The organism is Bradyrhizobium genosp. SA-3 (assembly GCF_004212635.1).
Classification (GTDB): Bacteria; Pseudomonadota; Alphaproteobacteria; order Rhizobiales; family Xanthobacteraceae; genus Bradyrhizobium.
In genome coordinates this window covers 53,480-69,500 of sequence record NZ_PSRT01000017.1, presented here as the reverse complement: position 1 = coordinate 69,500, position 16,021 = coordinate 53,480, and the positions used below count along the sequence as shown (strand labels likewise).

The window sequence follows — 16,021 nt, the reverse complement described above, 5'->3', positions numbered from 1 at the left end:
GCACCCTCTCCCACAAAGGGAAGAGGGGAAGAACGAGCTAGCCCGACAGTGCGGCCTTCACCAGGCCGGACGCCTTGCCGAAATCCATCTGTCCGGCATACTTCGCCCGCAACACTGCGATCACCTTGCCCATGTCCTTCATGCCGGCCGCGCCCGTTTCAGTGATCGCATCCGCGATCGCCTTCTTCACCTCGTCGTCCGACATCTGCTTCGGCAGGTATGCCGAGATCACCGCGATCTCCTCGCGCTCCTGGGCGGCGAGCTCGGCGCGGCCGCCCTTGTCGTAGAGCTCGACCGCCTCCTGGCGCTGCTTGATCATCTTCTGGAGCACGGCGAGGATGTCGGCGTCCGACAGCGGCGGCTTGCCGCTGCCGCGAGCGTCGATGTCGGCATTCTTGATGGTCGAGTTGACCATGCGCAGCGTGGACAGCTTGCGCTCGTCCTTGGCCTTCATGGCCTCCTTGACCGCATTGTTGATGTCGTCGCGCAGCATGGTCGGATCCTCTCAATCTGTCGCGCCTGATCTAAGCCGTTCGTGGGCAAGAGGCCATACCGGACCGGGCGCCGGTGCATTGTTTCCTTGCCGAGGCTCGAAATGGCTCAAAATTGCCAGTTCCGGCTTAAGTGCCTGAAGCCGCCCGGCAAATATGCAAAAACGCATGTGAATCCGGCCTCTCCCGCTTTGACGGCGGCGTTTGCGCAGATTATGAAACGCGCTCATGACACAACATGACAACGATCCCGCCTGGCCGGACCACAAACCGACCGCGCTCCTCGTGCTTGCCGATGGCACGGTGCTCGAAGGCTTTGGTCTCGGCGCCGAAGGCCACGCCGTCGGTGAAGTCTGCTTCAACACCGCGATGACCGGCTACGAGGAGATTTTGACCGATCCCTCCTATGCCGGCCAGCTCATCACCTTCACCTTCCCGCATATCGGCAATGTCGGCACCAACGAGGACGACATCGAGACGGTGAACATGGCGGCAACGCCCGGGGCGCGCGGCGTGATCCTGCGCACCGCGATCACCGATCCCTCGAACTACCGCGCCACCAAGCATCTTGACCAGTGGCTGAGGGCCCGCGGCATCATCGGCCTTTCCGGCATCGACACGCGCGCGCTGACCGCGCTGATCCGCTCGAAGGGCATGCCCAACGCCGTGATCGCGCATTCCAGGACCGGCGAGTTCGACCTGCATGGCCTCAAGGAAGAGGCGCGCGAATGGCCGGGCCTCGAAGGCATGGACCTCGTGCCGATGGTCACCTCCGGCCAGCGCTTCACCTGGGACGAGACGCCCTGGCTGTGGGACAAGGGTTTTGGCCGCCAGGACGAGCCGGAGTTCAACGTCGTCGCCATCGATTACGGCATCAAGCGCAACATCCTGCGCCTGCTCGCCGGCGTCGGCTGCAAGGTGACGGTGGTGCCGGCGACGACCGCGTCCGAAGACATTTTGGCGATGAAGCCGGACGGCGTGTTTCTGTCGAACGGCCCTGGCGATCCCGCCGCGACCGGTAAATATGCCGTGCCCGTCATCAGGGACGTGATCAAGTCGGGCACGCCGACCTTCGGCATTTGCCTCGGCCATCAGATGCTCGGCCTCGCCGTCGGCGCCAAGACCAAGAAGATGCATCAGGGCCATCACGGCGCCAATCATCCCGTCAAGGATGAGACCACCGGCAAGGTCGAGATCACCTCGATGAACCACGGTTTTGCCGTGGACGAGACGACCCTGCCAAGGGGCGCGACGCAGACCCACATCTCGCTGTTCGACGGCTCGAATTGCGGCATCCAGCTCGACGGCAAGCCGGTGTTCTCGGTGCAGTACCACCCCGAGGCTTCGCCCGGCCCGCGCGACTCGCACTATCTGTTCCAGCGCTTCGCGGAGCTGATGCGACAGAAGAAGAGCGCGTAAGGGGCGCCTCTCCCGCACAAGCACTCCCACGACAAAAGCCCGGGCTCACCCCGGGCTTTCTCGTCATTCCGGGGCGCGCGGAGCGCGAGCCCGGAATCCATCAGGCGGCGGTTTCTGCTGGACGATGGATTCCGGGCTCGACGCTTCGCGTCGCCCCGGAATGACGGAGGAACACGCGTTCACGCACCTCGTTGATCCCTGCTACGCTCACGCCGGAGCCCCGCCATGTCCGTCGTCCGCGACAAGGCCGAGCCGCTCGCCATCGTGTTCGAGGATGACGGGCTCGTGCCGAACAACATCCTCCCGTTCCTGGTCTACCAAGGGGCGGTAAGGCTCGATCCGAAGCATCCGGAGGAGACCATCGAAGAGCTGTTCGAAGCGAACGGCTGGGGCGGCACGTGGCGCAACGGCGTCTATGACTATCTGCACTATCATTCGACCGTGCATGAGGTGCTCGGCGTTGCGCACGGCAGCGCTCGCGTCCGCTTCGGCGGCGATCATGGCCAGGAGCTTCAGATCAAGGCCGGCGACGTCGCGATCCTGCCGGCCGGTACCGGCCACCAATGCATCAAGGCGAGCGACGATTTCTGCGTGATCGGCGCCTATCCGCCGGGCGCGAAGATGGAGATCACACGCGCCACACCGGAGAACCACGCCAAGGCGCTGAAGACGATTCCGAACGTGGCGCTGCCGCCGGCTGATCCCGTGACAGGCAAGGATGGCGCGTTGATGCGGCTGTGGCGGTAGCCAAAGCGCGGTGCCGTAGGGTGGGCAAAGCGTAGCGTGCCCACCAAACACATCGACCGTAAGGATGGATGGTGGGCACGGCGCGCAATGGCGCGCCTTTGCCCACCCTACGGCAGTTGCGTCCCCTACGCCGCGTTGCTGCCCTCCTGCCGTGTCGCTTCGAACAGGAACCAGGTACGGCGTTCCGTCTCGTCGATGAAGACTTCGAGGATGCTGGCGCTGGCGACATCGCCCGCTTCGTCGCAAACGTCGTGTGCCTTGCGCATCGCGGCGGCGACATGCTTGTTGTCCTGCATCAGCTCGCGCAGCATCTCGCGCGGCGGGACGTAGTCCTCGTTGTTGTCCTTGATGGTCTGGAGCTTTGCGACCTGGCCGATCGACTTCAGCGTGGTGCCGCCGATCTTGCGGACGCGCTCGGCGAGTTGGTCGGTGGTGGCGAAGATCTGGTCGGACTGCTCGTCGAGCAGCAATGGTAATCGCGGAAATGCCGGCCGCTGATGTGCCAGTGGAAATTCTTGGTCTTCAGATACAGCGCGAACGCGTCGGCCAGAAGCACGTTGAGCGCCTCCGAGACCTTCCTGACCCCATCGGGCGACAGATCGGTGGGGGTGTCGAGATCGGGCGAGACCTTGTTGTTGGTTTTGCTCACGGGAGACCTTCCTGTTAGGACGCGGACATTGACGCGCGCCGTCGCACCCCTAACGCAAGGCGGGCAGCGCCGGTTCCTTTGAGCGGAACCGTTTGGCCGGGACCTTCGAGTATCATGGACGATTGGATCGATTATTACGACTCCACGCATACGATCTATGTCAGCAAGCTGCATCGCGACTTGCACTTCCAGATCATTGCGCGGGACATTATCGGCTATGTCCCCTCGCCAGAGGCGGTGGTGCTGGACTATGCCTGCGGCGAGGCGCTGTCGGCGAACCAGGTGGCATCCGCCTGCGGCAAGCTGATCCTGGCGGAGCCCGCGCCCGGGGTGCGCGGCCGACTGATCGCGCGGTTCGCCCCGAACACCAAGATCCGCGTCCGCTCGCTCGACGACGTCCGCAAGATGCAGGACCAGTCGGTCGATCTCGTCGTGATGAACTCGGTCGCGCAATACATGACGCCGGAGGAGCTCGATGCCGCCCTCCTCAACATCCGCCGGGTCCTGAAACCCTCCGGTAGGCTCGTGCTCGGCGATATCCTCCAGCCCAATGTCGGCATGGTCAGGGACGTCATGGCGCTGCTCAGCTTCGGCCTGCGGCACGGCTTCCTGAAAGACGCGCTGGTCGGGCTGATCAGCACCGCGCTGTCGGATTACCGTCATCTTCGCACGCGCATCGGGCTGCAGCGCTACAGCGAGGACGAGATCACCGCCAAGCTGACCGCGGCCGGATTCGTGGTCCAGCGCGCACACAGCAATATCGGCCACAATCGCTGGCGCATGACCTTCATCGCGCGGCCACCACTGGTTCGTTAAGCATAACAATTAGCCGTTGTAGCTTGTCGCACTGCAATCGGTAATGATCGCCCTGGCCCGGTGGCGGAAGCGTCTACGCGAGGGCGGTGCAACGCTCTTCATCCTGGTTCAAATCCAGGCCGGGTCTCCAGCCTTCGCTGGCTTCGGCTAGGCAAGCCCTTTCATAGCGAAGGCTGCCACGGCGAAGCCCGAAGGGCGAAGACGGGCGTGGCGCAGCCACGCTAGACCCGCGTGTCCGGCGTAGCTTGAGCAACGCGAAAGCGTACGGACATTTCCGCTCAGCTGCGAACCGTCTCGACCACTTCGCACTCGGACAGAAGCTGAAGCCGGCCGGCATCCCTGGCGGCGGAGCTGATGACGGCATCGAGCAGGCCCGGGAACCGCGCATCCAGATCCTCGCGGCGCAGCCGCATGAAGCGGTTGGTGCCCGCTACGCGGGTCTGCATCAGCCCGCATTCGCGCAGCTTGGCGAAGTGATAGGCGAGGTTGGACTTGCCGCCGAGGCCGCTGAAATCGCCACAACAGAGCTCGCTGCTGACACGTTCTTGCTGCGCGAGCTGATAGACGATCGCCAATCGGATCGGATCGCTCAGGCAATCCAGGACCATCGGCAGCTCGATCTGCTCACGGGTCGGGTGAAGGGGCGTGCGGCTCATGGGTCAACCATAGCGCAAAGGCCGCGATGTTCAATAGTTCTTGAACCAATTGACAACTGGACCAGCCCGACCAATAGTTCAATAAACGTTGAACATAAGGATTTCTCCCATGAGCGTGTTCTGGCTGGCCTTGGCGGCCTTCGCGATCGGCACGGAAGGCTTTGTCATTGCAGGACTTTTGCCGGCGATCGCCACTGACCTTGCGATTTCGGTCTCGGCCGCCGGGCAACTGGTCACGGCTTATGCCCTCACCTATGCCGTGGGCTCGCCGATCCTGGCGGTGATGCTCAACAACATCGACCGCCGCACCGTACTGGCGCTGGCACTGACGATCTTCATCGCCGGCAACCTCGCCGCGATGGTGGCATCCAACTACGCCCTGCTGCTGGCCTCGCGCATGCTGATGGCGCTGGGCTCCGGGCTGTGCATGCCGACGGCGCTCGCGGTGTCCGTGGCGGTTGCCTCGCCCGAGCGGCGCGGACGTGCGGTGGCCCTCGTCACCTCGGGCCTCACGGTCGCGACCGTCATCGGCGTTCCCCTGGGCAATCTCGTCGGCAGCCTGCTCGGCTGGCGTGCGACCTTTGCGATGGTCGCCCTGATCGGCACGGTGGCGCTCGCCGGCCTTCTGCTCGGGCTGCCCAAAGGCCTGCCGCGCAACACGGCCTTGCTCAGCGAGCGGCTGGCGGTGGCGCGTCACAGCAACGTGCTGGTCGCGCTTGTGATCACCATTCTCTGGGCGCTCGGTGGCTTCACCGTGTTCACCTATTTCGCGATTCCGCTGCGCGGCCTCGGCTTCGATGCTTCGCAGATCAGCCTGGCGCTGCTGGTGTTCGGCGGCGCGGCCGCGATCGGCAACATGCTCGGCGGCGTCCTGGCCGACCGGCTCGGCACGCTCGCCACCGCCGCCCTCGGGCTCGCAGGCATGGCGAGCGCGCTGATCCTGCATTCGCTGGTCCTGAAGCTGATGCCGGGACAGGCGCATTATGCTGTGCTGGGCGCGATCTTTCTCTGGGGCCTCTCGGGCTGGGCGTTCTATCCGGCCCAGATCGCCAGCATCATCCGGATCGAGCCGCAGGCCTCGATGATCGCGCTCTCGCTCAACGCCTCGGCGATGTATCTCGGCTTCGCCATCGGCGGCGCGCTGGGCGGCGCGGTGCTGGCCACCCTCTCGTCAAACGACCTCGGCTGGATCGGCGGATCGAGCGTTGCGGCCTCGCTTCTGGTGCACCTCGCCCGCGGCTGGCAGGCGCGGCCAAAACCGGTCAAAATTGCCGGTTGATGGGCGTTTTTCGGGGTTTCGCCGCCCCGAAAACTGGTCTAAGACCCACCCGCGCGCGAGGGAGACCCCGCGCTCTCGCACAAGGGGACGCGCGGCAAGCGCGCCCTTTTTTTGTGCCCAAAATCCAGCCCGCGAGCGGTGATGCCTAAACGAACCGACATCTCGACCATCCTCATCATCGGCGCCGGTCCCATCGTGATCGGCCAGGCCTGCGAGTTCGACTATTCGGGCACACAGGCGGTGAAGACACTGAAGGAAGAGGGCTATCGCATCGTCCTCGTCAATTCCAACCCGGCCACCATCATGACCGACCCGGAGTTGGCCGATGCGACTTATATCGAGCCGATCACGCCCGAGATCGTCGCCAAGATCATCGAGAAGGAACGCCACGTCATTCCCGGTGGCTTCGCGCTGTTGCCGACCATGGGCGGCCAGACCGCGCTGAACTGCGCGCTGTCGCTACGCCGGCAGGGCACGCTGGAGAAGTTCGACGTCGAGATGATCGGCGCCACCGCTGACGCGATCGACAAGGCCGAGGACCGCCAGCTCTTCCGCAACGCCATGGAGAAGATCGGGCTGCAGACACCGAAGTCACGGCTCGCCAACGCGTCCGAACTGAAGAAGTCGTTCCGCGACAAATACCACGCCGAACGCGAGAAGCTGTCGGGCGCGGCTCTCGAAGAGCTCGACCGGCAATGGACGCTCGGCGAAGGCGACCGCCGCAAGCGCTATCAGGAATATGCGCTGGGCCAGGCGATGATGGCGCTGTCCGAGATCGGCCTGCCCGCGATCATCCGTCCCTCCTTCACGATGGGCGGCACCGGCGGCGGCATCGCCTATAACAAGGAAGAATTCCTCGACATCATCGAACGCGGCCTTGATGCATCGCCCACCAACGAAGTGCTGATCGAAGAATCCGTGCTCGGTTGGAAAGAGTACGAGATGGAAGTGGTGCGCGACAAGAAGGACAACTGCATCATCGTCTGCTCGATCGAGAACCTCGATCCAATGGGCGTGCACACCGGCGATTCCGTCACGGTGGCGCCGGCGCTGACGTTGACCGACAAGGAATACCAGATCATGCGCGACGCCTCGCTGGCGGTGCTGCGCGAGATCGGGGTCGAGACCGGCGGCTCCAACGTGCAGTTCGGCGTCAATCCCGAAGATGGCCGCATGGTCGTCATCGAGATGAATCCGCGCGTGTCGCGCTCGTCCGCACTGGCCTCCAAGGCCACCGGCTTTCCGATCGCAAAGGTCGCCGCCAAGCTCGCGGTCGGCTACACCCTCGACGAGATCGCCAACGACATCACCGGCGGTGCCACGCCGGCTTCGTTCGAGCCGACGATCGATTACGTCGTCACCAAGGTGCCGCGCTTCGCCTTCGAGAAATTCCCGGGCGCCTCGACCACGCTGACGACCTCGATGAAGTCGGTCGGTGAAGTCATGGCGATCGGCCGCACCTTCCAGGAAAGTCTTCAGAAGGCCTTGCGCGGGCTCGAGACCGGATTGACCGGCCTCGACGAGATCGAGATCGAAGGGCTCGGCCGCGACGACGACAAGAACGCGATCCGCGCCGCGCTCGGCACGCCGACGCCGAACCGGTTGCTCCAGGTCGCCCAGGCCATGCGGCTCGGCTGGTCGAACGACGACATCTTCAACTCCTGCAAGATCGATCCGTGGTTCCTCGGCGAAATGCGCGGCATCGTCGACATGGAGGAGAAGGTTCGCAAGAACGGCTTGCCGGGCAATGCCTTCGGCATGCGCACGCTGAAGGCTATGGGCTTCTCCGATGCGCGCCTCGCGGTGCTCGCCGAGACGACGGAGGCCGAAGTCAAGGCGAAGCGCCACGCGCTCGGCGTTCGCCCGGTCTATAAGCGCATCGACACCTGCGCGGCCGAGTTCGCCTCCCCCACCGCCTATATGTATTCGACCTACGAGGCGCCGTTTGCGGGTGCGCCTGCGGACGAGAGCACCCCGTCTGACAAGAAGAAGGTCATCATCCTCGGCGGCGGGCCGAACCGCATCGGCCAGGGCATCGAGTTCGACTATTGCTGCTGTCACGCCTGCTTCGCGCTGCATGACGCCGGCTACGAATCCATCATGGTCAACTGCAACCCGGAGACCGTGTCGACCGACTACGACACGGCCGATCGGCTCTATTTCGAGCCGCTCACCGCCGAGGACGTGCTGGAGATCATCGCGAAGGAGCGCAGCAAGGGCACGCTGCACGGCGTGATCGTGCAGTTCGGCGGTCAGACCCCGCTGAAGCTGGCGCACGCGCTGGAAGCCGCCGAAGTGCCGATCCTCGGCACCTCGCCGGACGCGATCGACCTTGCCGAGGACCGCGACCGCTTCAAGCGCGTGCTCGACAAGCTCAGGCTCAAGCAGCCGAAGAACGGCATCGCCTATTCGGTCGAGCAGGCGAGGCTCGTCTCCGCCGATCTCGGCCTGCCGCTGGTGGTGCGCCCGTCCTACGTGCTCGGCGGCCGCGCCATGCAGATCATCCGCGAGGAGAACCAGCTCAACGACTATCTGCTCGGCACGCTGCCGGAGCTGGTGCCGGCCGACGTCAAGGCGCGCTATCCCAACGACAAGACCGGGCAGATCAACACCGTGCTCGGCAAGAACCCGCTGTTGTTCGACCGCTATCTCTCGGATGCGACCGAAATCGACGTCGACTGCCTCTGCGACGGCAAGGACACTTTCATCGTCGGCATCATGGAGCACATCGAGGAAGCCGGCATCCATTCCGGCGATAGCGCCTGCTCGCTGCCGCCGCACTCGCTCGATGCCGGGATGATCGAGGAGCTGGAGCGGCAGACCCGCGAGCTCGCGCTCGGCCTCGACGTGGTCGGCCTGATGAACGTGCAATACGCCATCAAGGACGGCGAAATCTACGTGCTCGAAGTCAATCCGCGCGCCTCGCGCACGGTGCCGTTCGTCGCCAAGGTGATTGGCACGCCGGTGGCAAAGATCGCCGCGCGCATCATGGCCGGTGAGAGGCTCGCCGACTTCAAGCTGAAGAAGGCAGAGCTCAAGCACGTCGGCGTCAAGGAATCGGTCTTCCCGTTCGCGCGCTTCCCCGGCGTCGATACGGTGCTCGGCCCCGAGATGCGCTCGACCGGCGAAGTGATGGGCATCGACCGCTCGTTTGCGGTGGCGTTCGCCAAGAGCCAGCTCGGCGGCGGCACGCGGGTGCCGCGCAAGGGCACGGTGTTCGTCTCGGTTCGCGAGAGCGACAAGACGCGGATCGCCGATGCCGTTCGCGAGTTGCATTCGCTCGGCTTCAAGGTGCTGGCGACGTCGGGCACTCAGCGCTTCCTGACCGATCAGGGCATCCCGACCGAGAAGGTAAACAAGGTGCTGGAGGGCCGGCCGCACATCGTCGACGCCATCACCAATGGCGACGTCCAGCTCGTCTTAAACACCACCGAAGGCCCGCAGGCGCTCGCCGACAGCCGCTCGCTGCGGCGCGCGGCCCTCTTGCATAAAGTGCCGTATTACACCACTCTTTCCGGGGCCGTGGCGGCCGCGCAGGGCATCCGCGCCTATCTGGGCGGGGACCTTGAGGTTCGTACCCTGCAGAGCTACTTTTCGGAAACCTGATCGCTAGCGGGGGGCCAAGCCTCGAGGGCTCAAGCTTTCCGCTAAGTGATTGGCGATGAAGCCACAATGGCCGGAGGAACTGTCCGGCCATGTGGGTGTTCTGTTCCGACGCTAAGCCCATATCTGTCAACGTCCGGCGGCCCGCGTGTCGAGCCCCGGAAAGACCGACGAATCAAGGTTGGGCGCTCATTCATGTTCTGGGGCGCGCGACCGAAGGACGAGAGAGAAGATGGAAAAGGTTCCGATGACTTCGGCCGGATTTGCCGCGCTGGGAGAAGAATTGAAGCATCGCCAGTCCGTGGATCGTCCGCGGATCATCGAGCATATCGCGGAGGCGCGCTCGCACGGAGACCTGTCGGAGAACGCGGAATATCATGCCGCGAAGGAAGAGCAGTCCCACAATGAAGGCCGCATCGCCGAACTCGAGGACAAGCTTGCGCGCGCCGACATCATCGACATCTCGAAACTCTCCGGTGACACCATCAAGTTCGGCGCCACCGTGACGCTGGTCGACGAGGACACCGAGAAGAAGACGGTGTGGCAGATCGTCGGCGAGGTCGAGGCCGACGCCAAGAAGGGCCGCATCTCCATCACCTCGCCGCTCGCCCGCGCGCTGATCGGCAAGAAGAAGGGCGCTTCCGTCGAGGTCAACACGCCGGGCGGCGCCAAGGCGTATGAGATCACCAAGGTGGAGTGGCGGTAAGGATTTGCCGTTGCCTGTGACAACGTTTCGAAAAAGGCCGCGCACTGCACGGCCTTTTTTGTGTCTGCGCGTTGCTCAATGCCCGAGATGAATTCGCGCTCTCTCCACTCGTCATTGCGAGCGGAGCGAAGCAATCCAGGCTGCCTCCGCGGAAAGACTCTGGATTGCTTCGCGGAGCCTGTCATCGGGCCGCGCTTCGCGCGGACCCGTTGGCTCGCAATGACGGAGCAGGCGCTACCTCCGACCCTTCACGTCCAGCGGCACTGCCGCCTCGTATTTCGAATTATGCAGCACTAGCGATGTGCGCACGTTGCGGACATGGGGCGCTGCGGTCAGGTGGGTGACGAAATCCTGGAAGGTCGCCATGTCGGGGGCGACGCATTTCAGGATGAAATCGACCTCGCCCGACAGCATCCAACATTCCCGCACCAAGGGCTCGGCGCGGACGAATTCCTCGAAGGCGCGCAAGTCCGTCTCGGCCTGGCTGGACAGGTGCACGGCGGCGAACACGGTGACGTCGAAGCCGAGCTTGCGGGCGTCCAGAAGGCCCCGATAGCCGTGGATGTAGCCCTCCTCCTCCAGCGCCCGGACGCGGCGCAGGCAGGGCGGCGGCGAGATGCCGACGCGCTTGGCCAGTTCGACATTCGTGATTCGACCGTCGGCCTGAATCTCGGTGAGAATCTTCAGGTCGATCTCGTCTAGGTTCCGCGACACGTGATTGGAACTCCTGCCCTTTGCGGCGGTATTGGTGGGTTTGTCGCAATCCTCATACCTAGTCCACGCGCACAGCGCAATTTTATTGCGCGTGCAGCGCAATCGACTTTTGTTCCTTGTTGGAAAAATCCGCCGAGAGGGAATGCAATTCTTGCATAGCTCACCAGAACGCTTAGATTAGCTCTGATATTTCAGCGCCTCCGCGAGGCCTCCCGGCACGTTCCGCGCCCGCGCTGCAAATCCCCCGTGAAAGGCGTCCATCGAAATGTCCGCTCCTGTTCATGCAAAGGTCATCATCATTGGCTCCGGCCCTGCCGGTTACACGGCGGCGATCTACGCCGCGCGTGCGATGCTCGAGCCGATCCTGATCCAGGGCATCCAGCCGGGCGGCCAGCTCACTATCACCACCGACGTCGAGAACTATCCGGGCTTCGCCGACGTGATCCAGGGCCCCTGGCTGATGGAGCAGATGGAGAAGCAGGCGGTCCATGTCGGCACCAAGATCGTCACCGACCTGGTCACCAAGCTGGAGACTGCGCAGCGGCCGTTCCGCCTCACCTGCGACAGCGGCGACGTCTATCTCGCCGACACCGTCATCCTCGCCACCGGTGCCCAGGCGCGCTGGCTCGGGCTGCCGTCCGAAGGGAAATTCCAGGGCGGTGGCGTCTCGGCCTGCGCCACCTGCGACGGCTTCTTCTACCGCAACAAGGAGGTCGTGGTGGTCGGCGGCGGCAACAGCGCGGTCGAGGAAGCCCTGTACCTCACCAACCATGCCTCGCAGGTCACCATCGTGCATCGTCGCGATCACTTCCGCGCCGAGCGCATCCTGCAGGAGCGTTTGTTCAACCACCCGAAGATCAAGGTGGTCTGGGACTCTGCTGTCGACGAGATCTGCGGCACCGAGAACCCGAACAAGGTCACCCATGTGCGCCTCAGGAACGTCAAGACCGGCGCGCTCAGGGACGTGAAGACCGACGGCATCTTCATCGCCATCGGCCACGCGCCGGCGACCGAGCTCGTCAAGGGCCAGGTCAAGCTCAAACCGTCGGGCTATGTCGAGGTCGCCCCGAACTCGACCGCCACCTCGGTGCCCGGCCTGTTTGCCGCCGGCGACGTCGCCGACGAAACTTATCGCCAGGCCGTGACGGCCGCCGGCCTCGGCTGCATGGCAGCACTCGAAGCCGAACGTTTCTTGGCCCTGCGCGCCAGCGAGCGCGCCGCAGCGGAATAGAATCATGCCCCGAACACGCGACGGATTTACGGATATGGACTGGGACAAGCTGAAGGTGTTTCACGCGGCGGCGGAAGCGGGCAGCTTCACGCATGCGGGCGAGCAGCTCGGCCTGTCGCAATCGGCGGTGTCACGCCAGGTCTCGGCACTGGAGCAGGAGCTCTCGGTCTCGCTGTTCCACCGCCACGCCCGCGGCCTGATCCTCACCGAGCAGGGCGACCTGCTGTTCCGCACTGCGCATGACGTATTCATGCAGCTGCAGGCGGCGCGCGCCAAGCTGACCGACAGCCGCGAGCGGCCGAGCGGCGACCTCAAGATCACAACCACGCCGGGCGTCGGCATCAACTGGCTGATCCCGCGGCTCGGCGAGTTCACTGCGCTCTATCCCGAGATCCGGATCTCGCTGATCGTCACCGATGAGGAGCTCGACCTGTCGATGCGCGAGGCCGACGTCGCGATCCGCACCCGCAAGCCGACGCAGCCCGATCTTATCCAGCGCAAGCTGTTCGCGATGGGCTTTCACGCCTATTGCTCGCCGGAATACATCAAACGCTTCGGCACGCCGCGCACGCTGGAGGAGCTCGACTCCCACCGCATCATCACGCTTGCCGACGGCAACTTCGCGCCGCATCTGCAGAACCGCAACTGGCTGGTCGAAGCCGGTCGCAACGGGTCGGGTCCGCGCGAAGCCTATTTCAAGGTCAACAACATCCTCGGTCTCGTGCGCGCCTGCCAGCAGGGCCTCGGCATCGCGGCTCTGCCCGACTACCTCGTCGAGGAGCAGAGCAAGCTCGTGCAGCTGTTCGGTGAATCGGATTCGATCCAGCTCGATACCTATTTCGTCTATCCCGAGGAGTTGAAGACGGTCGCACGCGTGCAGGTGTTCCGCGACTTCGTCGTGAGCAAGGCGCAGCGCTGGCCGTCCTGATTTCCGCATGACTGACATGCGGCCTCGGCTGTTGCTGCAGGGCGCTCGTCAAGCTCATACTGTTTGCACGCTGAGCCTTCGCGTTGCGCATTTGTCCCCCTCCTCCAGTGGCGCGGGAGTTCAGTAATCCCTCTTGGAAGGTGATTGTGTCGGCCTCACGTGGCCAATACCTAAGCCGGGCCTTCGGGTCCGGCTTTTTTTCGTCAAAATGGTGCCTCGCCTTCCGCGTGTATTGACAGTTCCAGGCATACCTCGCATCATTTGCACATGATCACGAAGTCGTGCGCACTCGTTTCGAAAAAAGGGCCCCATCCGGGGACCTCGGAATGTTGCGCGCGCTAGGCTGACTTCGTCATCGCGAGCTGATCCCGAAAACCCCGCCGCCTGGACGGGGTTTTTTCATGTGCCCTCCGTCTCAGGTTTTTTCCGAGAAGGAGATGGAAACATGACCGGACTACGAGACCAATTGCATGGGTTGTGGCTGCCGCTGGTGACGCCATTTCGCGATGGCCGTCTCGACGAGCCGTCATTGCGGCGGCTGACGCGGCACTACGGCACACAGGCCGTCGACGGCTTCATCCTGGGGGCGAGCTCGGGTGAAGGCATGACGCTGCGCGAGGCTGAACTCGAGCGCCTCGTCGCCATCGTCCGCGACGAGATCGCGGCGGGCCGCCGCACCTTGCCGATCTGCCTCGGACTGTCAGGCGCGGACACCTCGCGGCTGAAGGATCGCCTCGATGAAACCGCGGACTGGCCGATCGACGGCTATCTGATCGCGAGCCCCTATTACGTGCGGCCGTCGCAGCGCGGGCTGCTGGCGCATTTCGAGGCGCTCGCCGATCACGCCGCCTAGCCGATTGCGCTCTACAACATTCCCTATCGCACCTCGGTGAACATCACCAACCAGACGCTGCTGCGGCTCGCCGAACACAAGAACATCATTGGCCTCAAGGATTGCGGCGCGAGCCGCGAGCAATCGATCGCGCTGCTGCGCGATAGGCCGAAGGATTTTCGCGTGCTCACCGGCGAGGACGCGAACTATTTCGAGGCGCTCACCGACGGCGCCGACGGCGGCATCGTACTGTCCGCCCATGTCGAGACCGTGGCATTTGCAGCTGTGTATGCCGAGCTCAAGCGCGGCAACCATGACGCCGCGCAGGCGCGCTGGCAGGAGGTCGCCGAGCTGACGCGCCTGTTGTTCGCCGAACCAAGCCCCGCACCGGCGAAGTACTGGCTGTGGCGCAGCGGCCTGATCGACAGCCCCGAAGTGCGTCTGCCGATGGTGGAAGTGAGCAGCGAGCTCGCCGCAACGATCGATCGCGAGATCGAGCGACGGATGAAAGTCGCAGCGTAGGGCTTCATTTACCCTCCCCTGGAGGGGCAGGGCTATCGCATATGGTGTGCACGATGCGGCGGCATCGGCACTGGGCTCCTTCTCCCGCTTGCGGGGGAGGGCTGGGGTGGGGGTGTCTCCGCGTCGGGATTGTTGAGGTGAGGAGGATGTCCCTGCGTGGCGAGAGCCCTCACCCGCCGCGCGCGGGACGATGCTGCGCATCGCCCGGGGCGCGTCGGCCTCTCCCGCAAGCGAGAGAGGCGGAGCAAGCCCGCAGACAGTCCTCGTGAAATCCATATGCGTCTGGCTGGCGGGCTGACGGCGCCACGGGGATGGTTAACCCGTGGTAGCAGCTGTGTTCAAATGTGCAGCTCGCTGCGCCCCGGAATCTTAAAACATCCCGCGTATCACTGACGCCCATAAGCGAAGAACTCGCGGAGGCGTTTGTGAATAATCATAATGAGATGGCGTCGCATTACGACGCCGGACAGCAGAGCTTTACCACCGAGGACATTCTCTGGGCCGCCGGCATCTGGTCAGTGATCCTCACCCTGTCGCCGGTCATCGTGTTCTACATGCTGATGGTGGCGTAGCCTCCTTCAGCAGACCCGAAAAACGCAAAACGCGCGGCTTGTCCGCGCGTTTTCGTCCGGGGAAATGAATGATGAAATTATGCCGCCTGCTTGTGCATTGCGCCGGACGCCGACGCCGTGCCGCGAATAGCCTTCACTGAACGCTCGATCGCCGCCCACAGTCTTGCAATTTCCTGTGCCGCACGACTCTCGGCCTGATACTCCCGCGCGCCTTCGCCATGGCTGAGCGCCATCAGCAGATCCGAACGGTTGGTGATCTGGCCACCCCACACCGGAGCGCGGAATTTCGCCAGCGCCTCGCGCGCGATGGTGACGATCGGACTTTCGGACTCGTCGCGGCGCGCAGGCGCACCGTTGAGCACGACCGCGTAGGGCTTGCGCGCGGCGCGGCACATCTGGATGGTTTCCTGCACCGCGTTGACGTCGAACACGCCGGGCCGCGCCGGAATGATCACCATCGTCGCGTTCCTGATCGCGTCGTCGACGACGGCCGACAGGTTCGGCGGCGTGTCGATCAACACCCATTCATAACCGTCGCGCTTGGCCGCGGAGACGATGCCGCTGACGGAGTTCACGGCCGGCTTGATCGGCGGCTCGTTGGTGCCACGCAGCTTGTGCCACAGCGTGAGCGAGCCTTGCGGATCCGCGTCCACCAGCATGACCTGCTTGCTCGCCTTGATCTGCGCGGCGAGATGTGCAGCCAGGGTGCTCTTGCCCGAGCCGCCTTTACGCGATGCAAAAACAATAACGTTCATACCTTCGGCCTCCAGATTGACCCCGTGGCTCGAAAATGAATCAGCGCGCTGATTCGTGAAAGAAAAATTTATCGGAAGTTGCGTTGCCGCCACGAAATAAC

At 63.9% G+C, this 16,021-nt stretch carries 13 protein-coding genes, 1 tRNA gene and 2 pseudogenes; 11 read left to right on the top strand and 5 right to left on the bottom strand.

The genetic code is table 11. The annotated features are described in order from the left end of the window. Nucleotides 1–37: 37 nt before the first annotated feature. Complete coding sequence (locus CWO91_RS08110; RefSeq protein WP_130212995.1) at nt 38–493, bottom strand: GatB/YqeY domain-containing protein; 456 nt, start codon at nt 491–493, stop codon at nt 38–40. Nucleotides 494–719: 226 nt separating this feature from the next. Between CWO91_RS08110 and carA the strand changes: the two genes are divergently transcribed. Continuing rightward, a complete protein-coding gene (gene carA / locus CWO91_RS08105) occupies nt 720–1,910 on the top strand; it encodes a glutamine-hydrolyzing carbamoyl-phosphate synthase small subunit (protein WP_130212994.1) in 1,191 nt (396 codons plus the stop codon). A gap of 225 nt (nt 1,911–2,135) precedes the next feature. Then, nucleotides 2,136–2,657 carry a cupin domain-containing protein gene (locus CWO91_RS08100; protein ID WP_130212993.1) on the top strand — a complete coding sequence of 174 codons (522 nt, stop codon included), beginning with the start codon at nt 2,136–2,138 and terminating at the stop codon, nt 2,655–2,657. Between the two features lie 125 nt (nt 2,658–2,782). On the opposite strand, the pseudogene CWO91_RS08095 reads toward CWO91_RS08100, so the two are convergent. Beyond that, nucleotides 2,783–3,306, bottom strand: a pseudogene (locus tag CWO91_RS08095) (Dps family protein). A 114-nt stretch (nt 3,307–3,420) separates the two neighbouring features. Here CWO91_RS08095 and CWO91_RS08090 point away from each other — a divergent pair. Together CWO91_RS08090 and CWO91_RS42795 are read left to right on the top strand one after the other, a co-directional pair. After that, complete coding sequence (locus tag CWO91_RS08090; RefSeq protein WP_130212992.1) at nt 3,421–4,122, top strand: class I SAM-dependent methyltransferase; 702 nt, start codon at nt 3,421–3,423, stop codon at nt 4,120–4,122. Between the two features lie 54 nt (nt 4,123–4,176). Beyond that, a tRNA-OTHER gene (locus CWO91_RS42795) sits at nt 4,177–4,252 on the top strand. A gap of 148 nt (nt 4,253–4,400) precedes the next feature. Here CWO91_RS42795 and CWO91_RS08085 read toward each other — a convergent pair. Next, nucleotides 4,401–4,778 (bottom strand): ArsR/SmtB family transcription factor, encoded by a 378-nt coding sequence (locus CWO91_RS08085; RefSeq protein WP_130212991.1) that lies wholly within the window; start codon nt 4,776–4,778, stop codon nt 4,401–4,403. Nucleotides 4,779–4,887: 109 nt separating this feature from the next. On the opposite strand from CWO91_RS08085, the gene CWO91_RS08080 reads away from it, so the two are divergent. The 3 genes from CWO91_RS08080 to greA all read left to right on the top strand — a co-directional run bounded on the left by CWO91_RS08080 (nt 4,888) and on the right by greA (nt 10,366). Further along, the gene (locus tag CWO91_RS08080) at nt 4,888–6,057 is read left to right on the top strand and encodes an MFS transporter (RefSeq protein WP_130212990.1); all 1,170 of its coding nucleotides are present in this window, start codon (nt 4,888–4,890) and stop codon (nt 6,055–6,057) included. Between the two features lie 141 nt (nt 6,058–6,198). Next, nucleotides 6,199–9,663 (top strand): carbamoyl-phosphate synthase large subunit, encoded by a 3,465-nt coding sequence (carB, locus tag CWO91_RS08075; protein WP_130212989.1) that lies wholly within the window; start codon nt 6,199–6,201, stop codon nt 9,661–9,663. A gap of 229 nt (nt 9,664–9,892) precedes the next feature. Next, on the top strand, nt 9,893–10,366 hold the full coding sequence (gene greA / locus CWO91_RS08070; protein WP_027525218.1) for a transcription elongation factor GreA: 474 nt from the start codon (nt 9,893–9,895) through the stop codon (nt 10,364–10,366). 234 nt (nt 10,367–10,600) lie between these two features. Here greA and CWO91_RS08065 read toward each other — a convergent pair whose 3' ends face one another. Beyond that, nucleotides 10,601–11,080, bottom strand: a complete 480-nt coding sequence (locus tag CWO91_RS08065) for an Lrp/AsnC family transcriptional regulator (protein ID WP_091886563.1) — start codon at nt 11,078–11,080, stop codon at nt 10,601–10,603. Nucleotides 11,081–11,345: 265 nt separating this feature from the next. Here CWO91_RS08065 and trxB point away from each other — a divergent pair, with 265 nt between their 5' ends. From trxB to CWO91_RS08045, 4 genes and pseudogenes are all read left to right on the top strand, one after another. Further along, the gene (trxB, locus tag CWO91_RS08060; RefSeq protein ID WP_130212988.1) at nt 11,346–12,311 is read left to right on the top strand and encodes a thioredoxin-disulfide reductase; all 966 of its coding nucleotides are present in this window, start codon (nt 11,346–11,348) and stop codon (nt 12,309–12,311) included. A 4-nt stretch (nt 12,312–12,315) separates the two neighbouring features. After that, nucleotides 12,316–13,239, top strand: coding sequence for a LysR family transcriptional regulator (locus CWO91_RS08055; RefSeq protein WP_027575284.1), 924 nt, complete (start codon nt 12,316–12,318; stop codon nt 13,237–13,239). Between the two features lie 445 nt (nt 13,240–13,684). Next, nucleotides 13,685–14,593: pseudogene (locus CWO91_RS08050) on the top strand (4-hydroxy-tetrahydrodipicolinate synthase family protein). Nucleotides 14,594–15,018: 425 nt separating this feature from the next. Continuing rightward, the gene (locus CWO91_RS08045; protein ID WP_165405294.1) at nt 15,019–15,165 is read left to right on the top strand and encodes a hypothetical protein; all 147 of its coding nucleotides are present in this window, start codon (nt 15,019–15,021) and stop codon (nt 15,163–15,165) included. A 77-nt stretch (nt 15,166–15,242) separates the two neighbouring features. Here the strand turns inward: CWO91_RS08045 and CWO91_RS08040 are convergent, their stop codons facing one another. Next, nucleotides 15,243–15,920, bottom strand: a complete 678-nt coding sequence (locus CWO91_RS08040; protein WP_091886574.1) for a ParA family protein — start codon at nt 15,918–15,920, stop codon at nt 15,243–15,245. Nucleotides 15,921–16,021: the final 101 nt, after the last annotated feature.

Coding starts and splice junctions, on each gene's coding strand:
- CWO91_RS08110 (WP_130212995.1), bottom strand. CDS start 493: ATGCTGCGCGACGACATCAACAATGCGGTCAAGGAGGCCATGAAGGCC.
- carA (WP_130212994.1), top strand. CDS start 720: ATGACACAACATGACAACGATCCCGCCTGGCCGGACCACAAACCGACC.
- CWO91_RS08100 (WP_130212993.1), top strand. CDS start 2,136: ATGTCCGTCGTCCGCGACAAGGCCGAGCCGCTCGCCATCGTGTTCGAG.
- CWO91_RS08090 (WP_130212992.1), top strand. CDS start 3,421: ATGGACGATTGGATCGATTATTACGACTCCACGCATACGATCTATGTC.
- CWO91_RS08085 (WP_130212991.1), bottom strand. CDS start 4,778: ATGAGCCGCACGCCCCTTCACCCGACCCGTGAGCAGATCGAGCTGCCG.
- CWO91_RS08080 (WP_130212990.1), top strand. CDS start 4,888: ATGAGCGTGTTCTGGCTGGCCTTGGCGGCCTTCGCGATCGGCACGGAA.
- carB (WP_130212989.1), top strand. CDS start 6,199: ATGCCTAAACGAACCGACATCTCGACCATCCTCATCATCGGCGCCGGT.
- greA (WP_027525218.1), top strand. CDS start 9,893: ATGGAAAAGGTTCCGATGACTTCGGCCGGATTTGCCGCGCTGGGAGAA.
- trxB (WP_130212988.1), top strand. CDS start 11,346: ATGTCCGCTCCTGTTCATGCAAAGGTCATCATCATTGGCTCCGGCCCT.
- CWO91_RS08055 (WP_027575284.1), top strand. CDS start 12,316: ATGCCCCGAACACGCGACGGATTTACGGATATGGACTGGGACAAGCTG.
- CWO91_RS08040 (WP_091886574.1), bottom strand. CDS start 15,920: ATGAACGTTATTGTTTTTGCATCGCGTAAAGGCGGCTCGGGCAAGAGC.